Raw genomic sequence first — 16,564 nt, 5'->3', positions numbered from 1 at the left:
CTGCCTTATGGTTTCCATAGAATTACTTCATGCCGTCACAAGCTTCGATGTGGCAGAAGATATCCATGGCGCGACTGCGGTTCCTGGGCTGCTTGGCAGCATTCCTGATGGTTTTGGCAGGAAGCGCCGAGGCGGCTCCGCGACTGGACCGCGAGCGCTGCACCTTCAAGCCGCCGCGCGGCGACAGGGTGGAATGTTTCGTCCTGACGGTGCTGGAGAATCGCGACCAGCCGCAGGGCCGCGAGATCAAGCTCAAGGTGGCCATTCTGAAGGCCAAGCGGACCACGGGCGTCGAGCCGATGATCTATCTCTCGGGCGGGCCCGGCGACTCGCCGCTGGTCGCCTCGACGCCGGGCGCGGATGCGCTGAGCGAAGGCGACTGGTGGAACGAGACGGCCGCCATTCGCCGCCGGCGCGACGTCGTCATCCTGAGCCAGCGGGGCGCCGGCGGGTCGAACCCCAACCTCGACTGCTTCGACACGCGGACATCGGACCCGGCCCGGGCGCGCCGGCGTGCGGTGACCGAGCAGCAGGAGCGTGAAATCCTGTCGCGCTGCCGCGCGGGACTGGACCGCCGCAAGATCGATCTCGGCATGTACGCGACTCCGGCGCTGGCTGACGACGTGGCCGATCTCGCGGCGGTGCTGGGCCAGAGCAAGATCAACATCTATGGGGTGTCCTACGGCACCCGGTGGGCGCTCGAGGTGATGCGCCGGCATCCCGACCTGGTTCGGGGGGCCGTCCTCGACGGCGTCTATCCGCCCCAGGTCAACGGCGAGCAGAACGAGCCGGCGATCGTCCGCCGCGCCTTCGAACAGCTCTACGCCGACTGCGCTGCCGATGCCGGGTGTCGCGAACGCCATCCCACCCTGCGCGCCGCCATCGAGGGCCTGATCGACGCGGCCGAGCGCACGCCGCTCGAACTTGCCCTCACCTTGGAAGACGGCCCGCATCCCACCCGCCTCGATGGCACCCAGGTGCTGATGGTGCTGCTGAACATGATGCGCGAGGGCGAGGTCGCTGCCATTCCCGAAACGGTTGCGGCGGCGCAGCGCGGCGACCTGCGCCTGCTCAAGCTCTACGCCGAGGATCTCGAGACCAACGATGGGGGGTTGCTGGAGCAGAACGCCCAGCAGTTCGACGGTCTCTACAACAGCGTCGAATGCCGTGAGACCTGGCCCATGGTCGACCGGACGGCACGGCGCAAGGCGATCGACAGCAACGGGGTCTATGGGCTGAACGCCAAATCGAGCAAGTCGCCGATCTTCTGCCCGGTCTGGCGAGTCGCACCGGCGCCGGCCGCGGAGCGGCAACCGGTGAAGTCGGAAGTGCCGACCCTGCTGCTGAGCGGCGGCTATGACTGGCTGACGCCGCCCGCCTGGGCGCGCGAGGCCGCCAGGACCTTGTCGGCTTCGCGCAATGTCGTCTTTCGGGCACAGGGCCATGGCGTCGTCGTCCAGGATGCCTGCGCCGCCCGGCTGCGCGACGCCTTCATCGAGGATCCCAACCCCAAGCGCGCGCTGCCGTGCCGCCCCGACAAGGCGCCCAACTTCACGGCCGCCTGGGACCGCGTGCGCAACATGCCGTGAGGGCGCGCCGACTTAGGGTTCCAACAAGGTCTCCGTCGTCTCTCCACTCCGCACCTTCGGTGCTCCGGTTCGGGCGGGGTAACCCCCGGCCTGAGACGACGGGAATCATACGCGGCCTACTTCAGCAGCTCCGGCGCGATGAGGCGGGGCAGGAAGAGGGCGATGTCGGGCCATACGATCATTGCCGCCAGCACCACGACCATCGGCACCAGCATGATCAGCGTGTCCTTGAGGGCGAGCCGCAGCGGTACGCCGGCGACGGCACAGGAGATCATGAGGCAGAGCCCGTAGGGTGGCGTCACCAACCCGAACGCCAGGGCGACGATCGACACGATGGCGAAGTGGACGGGGTCCATCGACACCGACTTGGCGAGCGGCTCCAGCACCGTCCCGACGATGATGATCGCGGGGATGGCATCGAGGAAGCAGCCGACGACCAGGAACACGAGGGCAATGAAGAAGCCGACGCCGATCGGGCCCATGCCCCAGGTCGTGACGTTGGCCAGCAGCTCCTGCGGGATTCTGTAATAGGCCAGCAGCCAGCCGAAGGCCGAGGCGGTGCCGATGCAGAACAGCGCCACCGAGGCGAGCTTGCCGGTATCGACCAGCGCCTTGTACAGCTCCTTCGGACCCATCTCGCGGTAGACCACGATCGACAGCACGGCCGAGTAGAGAACGGCCACGCAGGCCGATTCCGTTGCCGTGAACCAGCCGGCGAGGATGCCGCCAACGATGATGACGGGCGTCATCAAGGCGGGGATCGACACCCAGATCGAACAGAGGAGCTGGCGCACTGTCCCGCGCGGATAGGTCGGATAGCCGCGCTTCACGGCATAGACGTGCACCGTGACCATCTGCGCGCCGGCGATCAGCAGGCCGGGCACAACGCCCGCGAGATAGAGGGCGCCGATCGAGGTCGAGATCAACCCGCCCCAGACAATCATCAGGATCGAGGGCGGAATGACCACCGCCAGGACGGCGGAGACAGCGGTGATGGCGACCGAGAAGGAGAGGTCGTAACCCTCCCTGGTCTGGGCATCGATGAAGATCTTGCTCTGACTGGCGGCATCGGCGGTCGAGGAACCGGAGATGCCGGCGAAGAAGACGGAGAGCACCACGTTGATCTGGGCCAGCGAGCCCGGGAAGCTGCCGACGATGGCGCGCGACAGCGCCACCAGCCGGTCGGTGATGCCGCCGACGCTCATCAGGTTGGCCGTCAGCAGGAAGAACGGCACGGCGAGCAGGATGAAGGAGTTGTAGGCGTTGAAGGTTTCCTGCGCGAGCATCATCGTCCCGAGCCGCGGCTCGAGATAGAAGAGCGGCAGGCAGGCGAGGCCGAGCGCAAAGGCCACCGGCACGCGCAAGATCAGCAGCACGAAGAAGCAGCCGAAAAGGATCGACGCGGCTTCGCCGGCCGAGAAGAGCGCGCCGGTCATGTCGTGCTCCACCCGAACAGGATGCGGGCTTCGTCGTAGAACTGCTCACCCAGGAAGACGATCCAGGTGACCGCGGCGACGGGCCAGGCGATATGGATCATCCAGAGCGGCAGGTCGGCCAGCTCGGAGGTGCGGTACCAGGCGAAGCTGGTGAACTCGATGCCGCCGACCAGGAAGACGATCGCGAAGGCAAGGATGCCGAGGCGGGCCACGATGCGCACGGCCGCCTCGCCGCGGCGAGGCAGCGTCGGCCATACATCGACCTCGAAATGGGAGGCCTCGCGCACGCCGATCATGGCGCCGATCATGATCATCCAGATGAACAGGAAGCGCGCCATTTCCTCGGTCCAGATATAGGCCGGGATCAGCGCGGTGTAGCGCGAGATCATCTGCAGGGTGACGGGGACGATGATGATGGCGACGGAGAAGGCCAGCAGGCCGGTCAGGAATTTGGCGTAGGCGGCCGTGAACCGGCGCCAGAGGCCGGGTGGCGAGGCAGGAGAACTCATTCGGAAACCGTCCGGAAAAACACACCCGGCTTCAGACCGGGAAAAGGCGCAGCGAAGCCGGTGGCTTCGCTGCGCATACGGATCAATTGGTGGCGACGATCTGCGTGAAGATGCCGTCGGCGCCGATCTCCTTGGCGTAGGCCGCCATCACCGGATCGACCAGCTTCTTCATCTCGGCGCGGTCCTTGAACGGGATGCGCTTCAGCTTGCCGGCCTTCTCCAGCGCGACGAGCTTCTGTTCGTCTTCGCCGCTCTCGACCTGGCGACCATAGGCGCCGGCTTCCTTGCCGGCCTTGATCACCGCGTCCTGCAGGTCTTTCGGAAGCGACTTGAAGGTCTTGGACGAGAAGCAGACCGGACGGATGGTGATGGCATGCTCGGTCATCGCGAGATTGGGCGCCACCTCGTAGAACTTCATCGACTCGACGCCGGCCGCCTCGTTCTCGCCGGCCGAGATGACGTTGTTCTGGATGGCGTTGTAGACCTCGTTGTAGGCGATCACCGTCGGCGACATTCCGGCCGCGGCGAAGGTCTTGGACCAGATCGGCGCGCCCTGGACGCGGACCTTGAGGCCCTTGATCTCGGCCAGGTTGCTCACCGGCTTGTTGACGAAGATGTTGCGCACGCCACCGCCGGCATAGCCGATCAGCATGACCTGGGCCTTTTGCGCCACCTCGTCGGCCACCGGCTTCAGCAGATCGAGGTCGAGCACCTTGTTCCATTGCGCGAGGTCGCGGAACAGGAACGGCGCGTCGATGAACGGCGCGGCTTTCGAGAAGGTCGACATGTGGGCTGGCGAGACGACGGCATAGTCCACTGCCTTGCCCTGCGCCATGTACTCGAAATACTGCTTCTCGAGACCCAGCGACGAATTGCGGTGGAGCACGAAGTTGATCGGCTTGCCGTAATACTTCTTCACCAGCTCCTCGAACTTGAGGAGGGTCTTGTTGAAGGCGTGGTCGTCGTTGAACTGCACCGCGCCGTTGAGCGTCAGCGGCGCCTGGGCGTTGGCGATGAACGGTGCCGCGAGAGTCGAGGCGGCGATACCGCCCATCAGCAGTCTGCGCTTCATGTCGTTTCCTCCAAAGGCCCTGTTTTGGTTCTGAGACCGGACCCTGCGCGGACTATGCATGGGTTTGGGATCGGGCGCGACCGAGTTGTCAGACAACATGCCGTCTTTCGGGAGGCTGGTCCGGACTTTGCGTCGGGTTGTGCTGGCGCGCGTTATTCGATATCATCATAACACACAAATATCCTGTATAATGTCCATCAGTACCCTTCCCTCGACCCTTCTGGCGAGATTCGACGGCCCCTTCGTTCCCAAGCTCGTCTCGGTCCTGCGCGAGGGCTACGGGCTGGCGGCGCTGCGGGCCGATGCCGTTGCCGGCCTCACGGTGGCGATCGTGGCGCTGCCGCTCTCGATGGCCATTGCCATCGCCTCGGGCACCACGCCGGAACGCGGGTTGTTCACGGCCATCGTCGGCGGCTTCCTGATCTCGGCGCTGGGTGGCAGCCGGTTCCAGGTCGGCGGCCCCGCCGGCGCCTTCATCGTGCTGGTCGCCGCCACGGTCGCGCGCCACGGGATCGAAGGGATGCTGCTCGCCACGTTGATGGCCGGCGTCTTTCTGGTGGCGGCCGGCGCGCTCCGGCTCGGCACCTTCGTCAAGTTCATCCCCTATCCGGTCACCGTGGGGTTCACGAGCGGCATCGCCGTCATCATCTTCGCCAGCCAGATCAAGGACCTGTTCGGCCTCACCCTGCAGGGCAAGGAGCCGGGAGAGTTCGCGGCCAAGCTCGAAGTGCTGGCCGGCGCGGCCGGCACGGTGAACGCCGCGGCCGTCACCCTCGCCGTCCTGACGATCGGCGTGATTCTCGGGCTGCGGAAGCTGCGCCCGCACTGGCCGGGCATGCTGGTGGCCGTGGTGGCCACCTCGGTCGCGACCTTTGCGTTGGGCCTGCCGATCGAGACGATCGGCAGCCGTTTCGGCGGCATTCCCTCCATGCTGCCGGCGCCCAGCCTGCCCGACATATCGCTGGAGAAGATGCTGGCCGTGTTGCCGGATGCGCTCTCCTTCGCCCTGCTGGGCGCCATCGAATCGCTGCTGTCCGCCGTGGTGGCCGACGGCATGACGGGACGCCGTCATCGCTCGAACTGCGAGTTGGTGGCCCAGGGCGTGGCCAATATCGCCTCGGCGCTGTTCGGCGGCGTCTGCGCCACCGGCACCATCGCCCGCACCGCGACCAACGTCCGCGCCGGCGCGCGCGGACCGGTCGCCGGCATGCTCCACTCGGTTTTCCTGCTGGGCTTCATGCTGCTGGCCGCGCCGCTCGCCGCCTACATCCCCCTGGCCGCCCTGGCCGGGGTGCTGGCAGTGGTCGCCTGGAACATGGCCGAGAAGCATGAGTTCATGACCCTGCTGCGTTCCTCGCGGGGCGATGCGGTCGTTCTGCTGTCGACCTTCCTGCTCACCGTGTTCCGCGACCTGATGGAAGGCATCGTGGTCGGCACGGCGCTCGGCGTCATCCTACTCATCCAGCGCCTGACCGCCACGGCGGGTGTTGTCGCACAGCCGGCCCGTGCACCCTTTGCCGCCGACCTCGTCACCGACCCGCGGGTGATCGTCTACCGCCTGTCCGGTGCCTTTTTCTTCGGCACGGCCTCGACCGTGGGCGCCGTACTCGACAACATCGCCGACCAGCACAAGGCCTTCGTCATCGACTTCAGCGCCGTGCCCTTCGTCGATTCAACGGCAGCCAACGTCATCGCCGGTGTCGGCCGCAAGGCCCAGGGTCATGGCGTCCGGGTCTATGTCACGGGCGCCACGCCGTCGGTGCGCCGCTCGCTGCTGCGGGCCGGCGCCGGACGTCCGCAGGTCCGTTATCTGCCGTCCGTCGACGATGCCGTTCGCGAGGCGCATCTGCTGTAGGATGGCCCATGGCCTCCCCCGTCTCGATTTCTGCCGTTTCGATCTCCACCGCCGCGCTCAGCGCTGAAATTTCCGCCACCGGCGCCGAACTGGTGCGCCTGCAGGATCGCGCCGGCGCCGATCTTTTGTGGGACGGCGACCCCGCCTTCTGGACCGGGCGTTCGCCGCTGCTGTTTCCCATCGTCGGTGAGGTGAAGGCCAACCGGCTCACGGTGGCCGGCAATGCCTATGAGATCGGCCGTCACGGCTTTGCCCGCACCTCGACCTTTGCGCTGGTCCGGTCCGACGCCGCGTCCTGCACCTGGCGGCTCGAGTCGAGCGAAGCAACGCGTCGCCAGTACCCTTTCGAGTTTCGCCTCGACGTCACCTACCGGATCGAAGGTGCCACGTTGCATATGGAAGCCGAGGTCACGAACACCGGGGGCGCCGTCATGCCGGCCTCGTTCGGCTTCCATCCGGCCCTGCGCTGGCCGCTGCCCTACGGCAAACTACGGGCAGCCCACGGGATCGTCTTCGAGCGGGATGAGCCTGCGCCGATCCGACGGCCGGTCGATGGCCTGCTGAGTGCGGCACAGTACCCGTCGCCGGTGCGCGATCGTCATCTCCTGCTGCACGACGATCTGTTCGAGGACGGCGCGCTGGTCTTCGACACCTTGGCGAGCCGCAGCGTCGTCTATGGCGAAGCCATCCGCGTCGACTTCCCGCGCATGCCGCATCTCGGCGTCTGGACCAAGCCCGGCGCCGGCTATGTCTGCATCGAACCGTGGCAGGGCCATGCCAGCCCCGAAGGCTTCGACGGCGAGCTGGCCGACAAACCCGGCATGATTGCGATCATGCCGGGCGCCACGGAAAGCTTCGGGATGTCGATCGCCCTCGCGCGCTGACCCGGCGTCACTGCAGTGCGGCGGCCAATGACCCCGCGCTGCGCCATACCTGCTTCTGGCAGATGAACAGAACGCAGCCTTCGATCGTCAGCGTGTCGGCGGTCGGTCGACGCAGGATCGCGCGATAGGTCTGGCCATCCTCGGGATTGTAGATGCGGCCCTCCCAGCCGCCGTTCGCGGCGCGCGTGAGCCCGGACAGGATCGACAGTCCGACGAGCGGCCGTGCGCGCTGGGATGCGTCGGCATTCTGGATGTCGAGGCGGGGCCGGCCCTTGTCGTCCATGCCGTCCCACAACCAGCGAACGGTGCCACACAGGCCTGCTGTCCCCGTGCAGGGCAAGATCTCGACGACGGCCGCCGCGCCGGGTGTCACCCAACGTCCCACCGGGCCTTCCTGGGCATGAACCGGATCGGCGGAAAGAAGAAGGCCCCCGGCCATCACGTACGCCAGCGCGCGTGCCAGCAGACGGTCCGCCCCGGCCGGTGCGGTGGTGCCCGAGGCCGGCAAGACGATCGCCTCGAACTTCCGCGGGTAGTCGGGATGCTCGGTGCCCATCAGCTTGTCCCACCAGCGGAAGTAGAGGCCGTAATTGTAGCGCCCGGCTTCGTGGTGAAGATCGTGATGGGTCGTGGTGTTGTTCCAGCCGAGCCAGCGGCCGGGGCCGAAGGCGGCCGGATGAACCTCGGTGCCGGCATGCCCCATGACGTTGCGCAGGATTTGCACGATGCCGAAGGCCAGCAGGCCGAGCCCGTGCATCGGCACGACGAGGAGGAAGAGCGGGACGAAGGCACCGTGCACGACAGCCTCGGGGATGGCGAAGGCATAGGCGGCCCATGGCGTCGGCGTACGCGACAGATGATGCGTGCGATGGAACAGCGCGAACAGGCGTCTGTGGTGCCTGGTGCGGTGCGCCCAGTAGAAATAAGTGTCGTGGACCACCAGCATCAGGGCGAGCGACAGGACGAGGTAGAGCGGTCCGGCCTGGCGGAAGTCCTTGTAGATCGTGATCCAGCCCTGATGGTCGCCCACTGCCACGACGGCGCCCAGCAATGAGAAGATGAAAGCCGTGCGTAGCGACGCCAGGAATTCGCGTCGCCACTGGCCGTGGACGGGATCGCGGGGCTGCAGCTTGCGGCGGGCGAGCCCTGCCCGCCAGAACAGGGTGAGGATCGTGGCCATCAGCGTGGCGGCCACGACGTAGCGGGTCGTTTCCCTAGCCCAGACGGTGGGCCAGGCAGACAGGTAGACGTGCCAGAGTTCGTTCATCGACCGCGCCCCTCCATCGGGCGTGCCCAATGCCTAGGAGCAGGTGGCGGAAGGATCGCGCCGAAGGTGAAAACCGGCGATCCGCGGCGAAAAACGGCTCGCCGATTCCGGAATCGGCGGGAAATCAGGAGCCGTCGCGGCCTTCGGCGGCCTTTCTGTACTCGGTCGGAGTCATGCCGGTGTCGGCCTTGAAGGCCCGGTTGAAAGGACCGAGCGACTGGAAGCCCGAATCGAGAGCGATGGTCAGGACCGGGACCGCGGCCTGGCTGGGATCGGCCAGGGCTTGCTTGGCATCGGCCAGGCGGTGGCGGTTCAGATATTCGTTGAAGTTCCGGTACCCCAGCCCGCGGTTGATGGCGCGCCTCAGCCGGTACTCGGGCAGGCCGAGCCGGCCGGCCAGGACGCCGATGGTGAGACCCTCCTGACGGTAAAGCCTGTCGACCGACATCAGTCGTTCGAGGGTGGCGAGCAGTGACGGGTCGGCGGGCTCGTTCTCTGGCGCCGCTTCTGCGATGGGCGGGCGAGAGGGTGGGCTGTGGGGCGATGGGGATGGGGCTTCGGCCGCCGGTGCGACAGCCGCCGGACCCAGGACGGAGTCGAGGTCGGCCTGCAGGAGGAGGAGGGCGACGATGGCCGCGATCGCGGCCAAGGCGCCCGAGTTGAGCAGGTGCAAGCTCATCGGGACCTGGCCGGGTCCGATGACCAGTTCGGCCGTGACGGTGGCGGCAATATGGAGGGCCACGGCGATCAGGATGAACAGGCGCAGGCGCCGTCGGCCTTCCACCAGATCGCTGCCCCAGCCGCTCACTGTCTGCGCCAGCGCGAGCAACGCCAGCAGGATCACCGCGCCGCGCACGAGCACGCCCAGCAGCCAGTGCGCGGTGAAGCCCGCGCCCAGCAGATGGGCCAGCGGCCAGACGACCAGGCTCAGCCAGACCAGCGCATGCCAGGGCCTCAGCCGGAAGGAATCGTCGAACATCGCCTGGGCGAACAGCCAGAAGATGGCGGCATTGCCGGTGCAGAGCATCAGGACCGGGGCGAACCAGACCGGCGGATCGTGGGGCCCGGGCGAAGAGCAGACCGCGTAGGCAGCGGCTCCCACGGCCAGCAGGGCGCCGAGCCAGCCGGCGGGCCGGCCCTGGGCCCGTCGCAGCGTCGCGGTCGCGACGATCAGGAGCAGCGCAATGCCCGCACCGCGCAGGGCGATGTCGAGCGTGACGAGGATGCCGGGGCCGCCCATGGTCGGCGACGTGATTAGCATTTTGCCGCGGTCACGCCACCCCGCACCGCCCTTTCGGCGAAGCGACTCTCAATGTCGGGCGGCCAGGCTCCTGAACAGCGCGTCGCTGCGGTCGTCGGCGGGGAAGAAGGACTCGACGCGGACTTCCTGCAGGGTGATGTCCTGCGGTGTGCCCAAGGTGGCGATGGTGGTGAACACCGAGAGCGCCTTGCCGCCCACCAGATAGTCGACCGTCAGCACCGGCCCTGGCCGCTCCTCGAAGCGCAGCTTGCGGAACGAGGCGGGCACGTCGGGATAGGCCATGATCTCCTCGATGAAGGCGAGCGCTCGGGGTTCGCCGCCCGCCGCCAGGATCTCGGCATAGGTCGTCGAGACGAGATAGCGCGCGACCTCTTCCCAGTTGGAGATCTTCGGGCGCAGGGCCCTGGGATCGAGGATCCAGCGCAGCAGGTTGGGTCCCTTGCCGGGAGGCGGCGCGGGCGGCATGCCCTCGAACAGGAAAACCGTGAAGGCGTTGGCCGCTTCATTGGCCTGCAGCAGATTCCACAGCCGATCGATCACGACCGCGGGGTAGGGTTCCTGCTGCTTCAGCAGGAAGTCGATGGCCTGGCGCACCGGTGCGAGTTCGGGCGCGGCGAGGTTGCTCTCGCGGTAGGCCGGCGCGAAGCCCGCCGCCAGCAGCATCTCGTTGCGCTGGCGCAGCGGCACATCGAGCGCGGTCGAGAGCTGAACCACCATCTCGCGGCTGGGGCGCGCACGGCCTGATTCCAGGAAGCTGACATGGCGCTGCGAGACGCCGGACTGCAGGGCCAGCGAGAGCTGGCTGGCACCGCGGCGCCGGCGCCAGGCGCGCAGCATGGGGCCGAAAGCATCGGCCGGCGCGGTCGACGTCGAAACGGGATTTGTGCTCATGACGCGAAGCCTAGCACCGGCCCGCCGGCCCGCCGATTACCTCCTGCGTAATTGAGAGACCGTCGGCGGAATGCGATCTCCCAGTCGTCCGCAACCAAAGGAGGACGCAATGACACCTTCATCCGATCGCCTGCTCCGCCGCACGCTCTGGGCCAATGCCATCCTGTCCGTGGGCTCCGGCGCCGTTCTGGCGGCCCTGGCCAATCCCTTGGCTGCGATGGCCACCCATGCGCCGCTGCAGGTGCTGGGTCTCGATCTCGCCATTGTGCTGGAACTGCTGGGCCTGGGCTTCGTGGCCTTCGGCGCGGTCTGCGGCTGGGTCGCCTCGCGCCCTGACATGCCCCTGGGTTGCGCCCGGGCGATCTTCGTCCTCGACGCCTCCTGGGTGGCGATCAGCGCCGTGATCCTGATGCTGCCGGCTTCGTGGACCGTGGCCGGGATCGCGGGCATCGTCGTCATCGCGCTGGTCGTCGCCGATCTCGCGATCCTCGAGTATCTCGGCCTGCGTCGCATCGGCATCGCTCACTAAACGCCAGGAAGAGGACACGATCATGGACAGGCTTCAGCTCCTGAATGACATCAAGCTGCCCTTCGCCGAAGTTCTGGGGCTGAAGTTCACGGAAGCGAGCGAGACCGGGGTGAAGGCCGAGATGGTCGTGCGCCCCGAGCTCTGCACGCGACCCGCCATCCTGCATGGCGGCGCGGTGATGGCTTTCGCCGACACGCTGGGCGCCGCCGCCACCGTGCTTAACCTCCCCGAGGGCAAGGGCACGACGACGATCGAAAGCAAGACCAACTTCGTGGGGCCGGCCCCGGTCGGGACCACGGTGATGGGCGAGACCACGCCGGTCCATCGCGGCCGCCGCACCATGGTGTGGACCACCCGCATCACCACCGCCGAGGGCAAGCTCGTGGCGGTGGTGACGCAGACGCAGATGGTGCTTTAGGCAAGCCGCCCCTGTACGGACACGTGGCGCTGGAGCACTGTCGGGCCGTCGCGTCATGCCTTCAGCCTGTCTGGACGCACCTGGAACAAGGAGCAGTCTCATGGTCCGGCCGCGTATCGTCATCGTCGGCGCGGGCTTTGGCGGCCTGAGCGCAGCGCATGCCCTCTCTGGTGCCGCGGCCGACGTCACCGTCATCGACCGTCGCAACTACCATCTCTTCCAGCCGCTGCTTTATCAGGTCGCGACCGCCGGACTGTCGCCGGCCCAGATCGCCTCGCCGATCCGCGCCATCCTGCGTCGCGCCGCCAACGTGCGTGTGGTGATGGGCAAGGTGTCCGGCGTCGACGTCGTGCAACGGACCGTCCAGGTCGACGACCGCGAGATCCCCTATGACCAGCTGGTGTTGGCGACCGGCGCGCGTCATTCCTATTTCGGCCACGACGAGTGGGAGCGTGTGGCTCCCGGGCTCAAGAAGATCGACGACGCCACCGCCATCCGCCGACGCATCCTCACCGCCTTCGAGCATGCCGAATCAGCCGAGACGCCGGAGGCGCGTCGGCGATTTCTCACCTTCGTGGTGATCGGCGGCGGGCCGACCGGCGTGGAGATGGCGGGTTCCATCGCCGAGCTGGCGCACGTGGCGTTGCGGCACGATTTCCGCACCATCGATCCGCGCGAGGCGCGCATCCTGCTCGTGGAGGCGAGTCCGCGCGTGCTGGCGGCCTTTCCACCGGTGCTGAGCACAGCAGCGCGCGGCGCATTGGAGCGGCTGCATGTCGAAGTCCGCCTCGGGACGCCGGTCTCCAATTGCGACGAGGCCGGAGTGACGATCGGCGAGGAGCACGTGCCCGCCGCCACCATCGTCTGGGCGGCCGGGGTGGCCGCTTCCGCAGCGGCCGACTGGATGGGTGTCGAGAAGGACCGGGTCGGTCGCGTTCTGGTCGGCCCCGATCTCACCGTGCCAGGCCATCCCGAGATTTTTGTCGTCGGCGACACGGCGAGCGTGGCCGGGAAGGACGGCCAGCCGCTCCCTGGCCTCGCGCCCGTCGCCAAGCAACAAGGCGCGTATGTCGCGCGCGTGCTGCGGGCGCGATTGGCCGGGAAGCCAGCGCCGCCACCGTTCCACTATTTCAACTACGGGACCATGGCGACCATCGGACGCCGTTCCGCCGTCGCGGACTTCGGCTGGTTGCGCCTTGACGGCACCCTGGCCTGGCTGATGTGGGGACTGATCCATATCTCGTTCCTGATCGGCTTCAGGAACCGGCTGATCGTCATGCTCGACTGGATGTGGTCTTACGTGACCTTCCAGTCCAGTGCACGGCTGATCACGGGATCGGAGCAGAACTAACTACGGGTCGGGTCGACCTTGTCGAGGGTCTCGATGACGAGCCCGACGGGCGGGCGTTTGCGGAACGTGTCCTCGAACAGCTTGGCCTTGATCGTGCCGTCGCGGCCGACCACGAAGATGATCGGACGCGGAACGCCGTAAGCCTTGCTGCCTTGCGCGTACTGAGGATCGCGCAGCCCGTAGCGATCGATGATCTCGGACTTCGGATCCGAGAGGAGCGCATAGGTGAGGCTGCGCTTCCCGGCGAAGGCGGCGAGCACATCAGGCGCATCGTAGGAAATGCCGGCAATGCGATAGCCGCGCTTCTCGATCTCGCCGGCGCCCGCATTGAGATCGATCATCTGCGCTTGGCAGTAGGGACACCAGGCAGCCGACCGGTAGAAGAACAGCACCACGCCTTTCTCGCCCATCAGGGACTGCAGCGATCGCGGCTTGTCCTTCTGGTCGAGAGGCGTGCCGATATCCGGCACCTTCGCGCCGACGGCGGGACCGAAGTCCTCCGTCGCCTGTGCGGTCGACACGCAGATCGAGGCCAACAGTGCCGCAATGACAACCTTCAGCATGGAGACCTCCGCGGATTTCTACGCCTTCGCCAGCCGGTACCGCTCTGTTGCAGGAATCAACGTCAGGTTGGCGAGTATCTTGTGCTGCGGGTCCGCGCTCGCGGCAAGCAGGGGCTGCAGGGTGAGCAGCGCCTTGCCGAACAGCGTCTCGTCCCACAGCCAGGCCTTGCGCATCTTCGAGGTGCCGGGATCGGGGAAAGAAGCGGCTGCCTCGAGATAGTAGGCGCGGAGATCGTCGATCGCCTCTTTGAGCGCGTGTGCGGGTGGCAGGTCGCCGGCCAGTGCGGACGACAGCAGTGCGCCCGCCGCCGGCATGTCGAGGCCGGAGACACCCGTGGTCGTGCGGCCGGTCCTGGCGACGGTCTGGTCGTGCCAGGTCGCCAGGCGGTCGATTTCGGCGGCCAACGTATCGACGGCCGTGGGGGCGAGGTTGATGGGACAGGCCCAGCCGGTGAAGTCGGCTTCTTCGGCGACGTCTTCGGGATAATCCTCGATCACCGGCCCGTCGGTGCGCTCCAGCAGCCCGGCTGTCGCGCGCAGCACGCGGCGCTGGAAGTCCGGATCGTCGGGGACGCCGAGCGGCCGGCCGAGTTCGAACGTGACCCACAGGGCGCGCGGCGGCCGGATGGTTTCGGTGTGCTCCCGCACCAGGCTGATGCTGGCGGTCGGAATGCCCTGACGTTCGAGGAAGTGGCCCAGCGCGCCCACGGCGCGCGTGCAGGCGGGTCAAACGGGAACGAGCAGAGCCGCATCGACCGCATCCTGCTTCAGCAGGCCGGCCAGATGCTGGGCATGCGGTTCTGCCGCATCCGGCGGAAAAGCGCCCATGAACGAATAGTGCATCGAGGCCATGGAGCCGACCACGCCCTCTTCGACCAGCTCGCGCAGCCGGTCGATCGGGAAGGCCACGTTGTGGTCCTGCTGGAAGCCCGTGCGGTCGAAGTTCACCGAGATATGGCTCATGACCAGGTCGCGCGCCGGGGTCTCGGCCGGAATCACGCGATAGCTGCCGTCGCCCGGGCGGAACGGACGGTCGCCGCGCCGGTGCAGGCCCGCCGTCGAGATCAGCGCAACGCGGCGCTGGGCGAGCGGCTTGCCGGGCAGCGCCGGCGTATCCTCGAAGGTGGGGCACTCGATACGCCGGAGGTGGTGGGCTTCGACCTCGGGCATGTCGCTGAGACGTTTGACCATGAGTCTGTTTCTCCCGTTCCCTACGCTTGGCCTCGATCCGCAACGAGGTCGCGCAAGAGCGCGACGGTAGGTTCCGGCTCGGGCCTGTATTTGTAGTCCACGTCTGCTTCGACCGAGCGCACGATGCCCTCGCCGTCGACAACGAATCGCGCCGGAACCGGCAGCTGCCAGGAGGCGTCGCCATTGCGCAGCGGGAGGTCGATGCCGAGGCTCAGGTAAACTTCCCTGAGGTCGTCGGGCAGCGTGAAAGCGAGGCCAAAGGCTTCCGCGACTGCGGACTTCTCGTCCCAGACGATCGGAAAGGTGAGCTTCTGTTTGGTCGCCATGTCTGCCGTGCGCACCGGCAGTTCAGGGGAGATCACGACGAGGCTGGCACCGAGGCCCGCGATGTCGGCGTACACGCTTTGCAGAGCATCCAGCTCATGCCGGCAGTAGGGTCACCAGGATCCTCGGAAGAAGGACAGGACCAACGGCCCACCGGCGAGGAGAGCGTCCGAGTCGACATGACGCCCATCGTGGTCGGCCAGGGCGAAGGCTGGCATCCGACTGCCGACTGGCACGATGCGGTCGAGTATTCCGGTACGGCGCAGATCTTCGGTGGCCCTCTCCATGATGGCCTGCTTGTCCGCGGGAAGCCGGGCCGCGCTGGCCGCTCGCATGGCCGAGAGTTTGTCTGCCAATGACATTGCCTACTCCTTGGTGCGGATTTCGCTGAGGTTGCTGTAGGTCTGGCGCGTGGCGACGATGGCGTGGTCGAGGCAGCCGTTCTCGCGCTCGACATTGGCCGCCGCGTATTCGGGCGATGTCATCATGGCGAGGAAGGCAGTGCGCGAGGGATAGCGGACCAGTGCCACGTAATCCCAGCGATGCCGGTCGGATTCGCCGAGCGCCACCGCTTCGGCCTCGCCGGTCCAGATGATGGTGCCGCCCTGCGCCTTGATCAGTTTTATGGTCAGCGCGCTGTAGCGCAGATAGGCATCCCAGCCGCTGCCATTGCCGTCGAGCGAGCGCTCGCGGAAACGCATCAGGTTCAGCATGACCACGGGAGCGTCGTCCGGCAGCGCGCTCAGCGCGGCATCGTTCAAGTGGTCGATCAATGCGGCTTCTCCAGAAGGTCGAGCGCCGGCTGGACCATCGCTTCCAGCGTGCGCCGGCGGGCGCCGGTGCGCGCCAGGACCCGCATGCCCATCAGCACGCCCAGCAGATGGATCGACAGGGCCTCGGCATCGGTGCCGCGCGGCGTCTCGCCGGCCGCGACTGCCGCCTCGACGTTGCGCCGGAAGAACGCGCGGATCTCTTCGAGATAGCCCGTGACCACGCGGCCGAGCTCGGCGTCGTGCGGCGCCACGTCGAGTGCGGAATTGACCAGCAGGCAGCCCTTACAGTCGGTATCCTTCAGCGAACGCTCGATCACCTCGGCCAGGAAGGCGCGGATCGCCTCGCGGGGACGATGACCGGCCTCGAGCCGCGCGATGCGCTCGCGGGTCGAACGGTTGGCGTAGCGTTCGAGGACGCGCGCGAACAAGGCGCGCTTGCCGCCGAAGGCATTGTAGAGGCTGGCGCCGCCGATCCCCATCTCGCGCGCCAGGTCGCGTACCGACGTGGCTTCGTAGCCGCGACTCCAGAAACAGTCGACGGCGGCATCGAGTGCGTGGTCTTCGTCGAATTCCCTGAGGCGTGCCATCGGGGCATGAAAGCGCAATTCTGGAGCGAGTGCACTAAAATTCGTGTGCGGCTGGCCCGCCGCG

18 protein-coding genes and 1 pseudogene are annotated in these 16,564 nt (G+C 67.1%); 6 read left to right on the top strand and 13 right to left on the bottom strand.

Annotated features, from left to right (window positions below):
• Nucleotides 1-65 precede the first annotated feature (65 nt).
• Nucleotides 66-1,589 carry an alpha/beta fold hydrolase gene (locus tag ACT6UX_RS03020; RefSeq protein WP_444773650.1) on the top strand — a complete coding sequence of 508 codons (1,524 nt, stop codon included), beginning with the start codon at nucleotides 66-68 and terminating at the stop codon, nucleotides 1,587-1,589.
• 116 nt (nucleotides 1,590-1,705) lie between these two features.
• On the opposite strand, the gene ACT6UX_RS03015 is transcribed toward ACT6UX_RS03020, so the two are convergent.
• The 3 genes from ACT6UX_RS03015 to ACT6UX_RS03005 all read right to left on the bottom strand — a co-directional run bounded on the left by ACT6UX_RS03015 (nucleotide 1,706) and on the right by ACT6UX_RS03005 (nucleotide 4,606).
• Nucleotides 1,706-3,025, bottom strand: a complete 1,320-nt coding sequence (locus ACT6UX_RS03015; protein ID WP_444773649.1) for a TRAP transporter large permease — start codon at nucleotides 3,023-3,025, stop codon at nucleotides 1,706-1,708.
• The gene (locus tag ACT6UX_RS03010) at nucleotides 3,022-3,534 is read right to left on the bottom strand and encodes a TRAP transporter small permease (RefSeq protein ID WP_444773648.1); all 513 of its coding nucleotides are present in this window, start codon (nucleotides 3,532-3,534) and stop codon (nucleotides 3,022-3,024) included. The genes ACT6UX_RS03015 and ACT6UX_RS03010 overlap by 4 nt, the downstream gene beginning before the upstream one ends.
• Before the next feature lie 82 nt (nucleotides 3,535-3,616).
• On the bottom strand, nucleotides 3,617-4,606 hold the full coding sequence (locus tag ACT6UX_RS03005; protein WP_444773647.1) for a TRAP transporter substrate-binding protein: 990 nt from the start codon (nucleotides 4,604-4,606) through the stop codon (nucleotides 3,617-3,619).
• 190 nt (nucleotides 4,607-4,796) lie between these two features.
• Here ACT6UX_RS03005 and ACT6UX_RS03000 point away from each other — a divergent pair, with 190 nt between their 5' ends.
• Nucleotides 4,797-6,461, top strand: a complete 1,665-nt coding sequence (locus ACT6UX_RS03000) for a SulP family inorganic anion transporter (protein ID WP_444773646.1) — start codon at nucleotides 4,797-4,799, stop codon at nucleotides 6,459-6,461.
• Nucleotides 6,462-6,469: 8 nt separating this feature from the next.
• Complete coding sequence (locus ACT6UX_RS02995) at nucleotides 6,470-7,345, top strand: aldose 1-epimerase family protein (RefSeq protein ID WP_444773645.1); 876 nt, start codon at nucleotides 6,470-6,472, stop codon at nucleotides 7,343-7,345.
• A 7-nt stretch (nucleotides 7,346-7,352) separates the two neighbouring features.
• Here ACT6UX_RS02995 and ACT6UX_RS02990 read toward each other — a convergent pair whose 3' ends face one another.
• The 3 genes from ACT6UX_RS02990 to ACT6UX_RS02980 form a co-directional block, all read right to left on the bottom strand.
• A complete protein-coding gene (locus ACT6UX_RS02990) occupies nucleotides 7,353-8,612 on the bottom strand; it encodes a sterol desaturase family protein (RefSeq protein WP_444773644.1) in 1,260 nt (419 codons plus the stop codon).
• Between the two features lie 124 nt (nucleotides 8,613-8,736).
• Nucleotides 8,737-9,873 carry a helix-turn-helix domain-containing protein gene (locus ACT6UX_RS02985; RefSeq protein ID WP_444773643.1) on the bottom strand — a complete coding sequence of 379 codons (1,137 nt, stop codon included), beginning with the start codon at nucleotides 9,871-9,873 and terminating at the stop codon, nucleotides 8,737-8,739.
• A gap of 48 nt (nucleotides 9,874-9,921) precedes the next feature.
• On the bottom strand, nucleotides 9,922-10,764 hold the full coding sequence (locus ACT6UX_RS02980) for a helix-turn-helix domain-containing protein (RefSeq protein ID WP_444773642.1): 843 nt from the start codon (nucleotides 10,762-10,764) through the stop codon (nucleotides 9,922-9,924).
• Nucleotides 10,765-10,873: 109 nt separating this feature from the next.
• On the opposite strand from ACT6UX_RS02980, the gene ACT6UX_RS02975 reads away from it, so the two are divergent.
• The 3 genes from ACT6UX_RS02975 to ACT6UX_RS02965 all read left to right on the top strand — a co-directional run bounded on the left by ACT6UX_RS02975 (nucleotide 10,874) and on the right by ACT6UX_RS02965 (nucleotide 13,062).
• Nucleotides 10,874-11,293: a hypothetical protein gene (locus ACT6UX_RS02975; protein WP_444773641.1), complete on the top strand. Its 420-nt coding sequence runs from the start codon at nucleotides 10,874-10,876 to the stop codon at nucleotides 11,291-11,293.
• Nucleotides 11,294-11,315: 22 nt separating this feature from the next.
• Nucleotides 11,316-11,711, top strand: coding sequence for a PaaI family thioesterase (locus tag ACT6UX_RS02970; RefSeq protein WP_444773640.1), 396 nt, complete (start codon nucleotides 11,316-11,318; stop codon nucleotides 11,709-11,711).
• 100 nt (nucleotides 11,712-11,811) lie between these two features.
• Nucleotides 11,812-13,062 (top strand): NAD(P)/FAD-dependent oxidoreductase, encoded by a 1,251-nt coding sequence (locus ACT6UX_RS02965; RefSeq protein ID WP_444773639.1) that lies wholly within the window; start codon nucleotides 11,812-11,814, stop codon nucleotides 13,060-13,062.
• On the opposite strand, the gene ACT6UX_RS02960 is transcribed toward ACT6UX_RS02965, so the two are convergent.
• From ACT6UX_RS02960 to ACT6UX_RS02930, 7 genes and pseudogenes are all read right to left on the bottom strand, one after another.
• Nucleotides 13,059-13,625: a peroxiredoxin family protein gene (locus ACT6UX_RS02960; RefSeq protein ID WP_444773638.1), complete on the bottom strand. Its 567-nt coding sequence runs from the start codon at nucleotides 13,623-13,625 to the stop codon at nucleotides 13,059-13,061. The genes ACT6UX_RS02965 and ACT6UX_RS02960 overlap by 4 nt on opposite strands.
• 18 nt (nucleotides 13,626-13,643) lie before the next feature.
• Complete coding sequence (locus tag ACT6UX_RS02955; RefSeq protein ID WP_444773637.1) at nucleotides 13,644-14,333, bottom strand: hypothetical protein; 690 nt, start codon at nucleotides 14,331-14,333, stop codon at nucleotides 13,644-13,646.
• A gap of 18 nt (nucleotides 14,334-14,351) precedes the next feature.
• Nucleotides 14,352-14,816: a glycine/sarcosine/betaine reductase selenoprotein B family protein gene (locus tag ACT6UX_RS02950; protein WP_444773636.1), complete on the bottom strand. Its 465-nt coding sequence runs from the start codon at nucleotides 14,814-14,816 to the stop codon at nucleotides 14,352-14,354.
• Between the two features lie 20 nt (nucleotides 14,817-14,836).
• Nucleotides 14,837-15,241: pseudogene (locus tag ACT6UX_RS02945) on the bottom strand (redoxin domain-containing protein); the annotation flags it as partial.
• Between the two features lie 12 nt (nucleotides 15,242-15,253).
• On the bottom strand, nucleotides 15,254-15,502 hold the full coding sequence (locus ACT6UX_RS02940) for a hypothetical protein (protein ID WP_444773635.1): 249 nt from the start codon (nucleotides 15,500-15,502) through the stop codon (nucleotides 15,254-15,256).
• Between the two features lie 3 nt (nucleotides 15,503-15,505).
• Nucleotides 15,506-15,853, bottom strand: a complete 348-nt coding sequence (locus ACT6UX_RS02935) for a DUF1330 domain-containing protein (RefSeq protein WP_444773685.1) — start codon at nucleotides 15,851-15,853, stop codon at nucleotides 15,506-15,508.
• A 56-nt stretch (nucleotides 15,854-15,909) separates the two neighbouring features.
• Nucleotides 15,910-16,500 (bottom strand): TetR/AcrR family transcriptional regulator, encoded by a 591-nt coding sequence (locus ACT6UX_RS02930; RefSeq protein ID WP_444773634.1) that lies wholly within the window; start codon nucleotides 16,498-16,500, stop codon nucleotides 15,910-15,912.
• Between the last annotated feature and the right edge of the window lie 64 nt (nucleotides 16,501-16,564).

It is taken from the genome of Reyranella sp. (assembly GCF_052439685.1).
Taxonomy (GTDB): domain Bacteria; phylum Pseudomonadota; class Alphaproteobacteria; order Reyranellales; family Reyranellaceae; genus Reyranella.
Note: the sequence above shows the minus strand (reverse complement) of the source record. Positions and strands in the feature narration are given on the sequence as shown.

Coding starts and splice junctions, on each gene's coding strand:
- ACT6UX_RS03020 (WP_444773650.1), top strand. CDS start 66: ATGGCGCGACTGCGGTTCCTGGGCTGCTTGGCAGCATTCCTGATGGTT.
- ACT6UX_RS03015 (WP_444773649.1), bottom strand. CDS start 3,025: ATGACCGGCGCGCTCTTCTCGGCCGGCGAAGCCGCGTCGATCCTTTTC.
- ACT6UX_RS03010 (WP_444773648.1), bottom strand. CDS start 3,534: ATGAGTTCTCCTGCCTCGCCACCCGGCCTCTGGCGCCGGTTCACGGCC.
- ACT6UX_RS03005 (WP_444773647.1), bottom strand. CDS start 4,606: ATGAAGCGCAGACTGCTGATGGGCGGTATCGCCGCCTCGACTCTCGCG.
- ACT6UX_RS03000 (WP_444773646.1), top strand. CDS start 4,797: ATGTCCATCAGTACCCTTCCCTCGACCCTTCTGGCGAGATTCGACGGC.
- ACT6UX_RS02995 (WP_444773645.1), top strand. CDS start 6,470: ATGGCCTCCCCCGTCTCGATTTCTGCCGTTTCGATCTCCACCGCCGCG.
- ACT6UX_RS02990 (WP_444773644.1), bottom strand. CDS start 8,612: ATGAACGAACTCTGGCACGTCTACCTGTCTGCCTGGCCCACCGTCTGG.
- ACT6UX_RS02985 (WP_444773643.1), bottom strand. CDS start 9,873: ATGCTAATCACGTCGCCGACCATGGGCGGCCCCGGCATCCTCGTCACG.
- ACT6UX_RS02980 (WP_444773642.1), bottom strand. CDS start 10,764: ATGAGCACAAATCCCGTTTCGACGTCGACCGCGCCGGCCGATGCTTTC.
- ACT6UX_RS02975 (WP_444773641.1), top strand. CDS start 10,874: ATGACACCTTCATCCGATCGCCTGCTCCGCCGCACGCTCTGGGCCAAT.
- ACT6UX_RS02970 (WP_444773640.1), top strand. CDS start 11,316: ATGGACAGGCTTCAGCTCCTGAATGACATCAAGCTGCCCTTCGCCGAA.
- ACT6UX_RS02965 (WP_444773639.1), top strand. CDS start 11,812: ATGGTCCGGCCGCGTATCGTCATCGTCGGCGCGGGCTTTGGCGGCCTG.
- ACT6UX_RS02960 (WP_444773638.1), bottom strand. CDS start 13,625: ATGCTGAAGGTTGTCATTGCGGCACTGTTGGCCTCGATCTGCGTGTCG.
- ACT6UX_RS02950 (WP_444773636.1), bottom strand. CDS start 14,816: ATGGTCAAACGTCTCAGCGACATGCCCGAGGTCGAAGCCCACCACCTC.
- ACT6UX_RS02940 (WP_444773635.1), bottom strand. CDS start 15,502: ATGTCATTGGCAGACAAACTCTCGGCCATGCGAGCGGCCAGCGCGGCC.
- ACT6UX_RS02935 (WP_444773685.1), bottom strand. CDS start 15,853: ATGCTGAACCTGATGCGTTTCCGCGAGCGCTCGCTCGACGGCAATGGC.
- ACT6UX_RS02930 (WP_444773634.1), bottom strand. CDS start 16,500: ATGGCACGCCTCAGGGAATTCGACGAAGACCACGCACTCGATGCCGCC.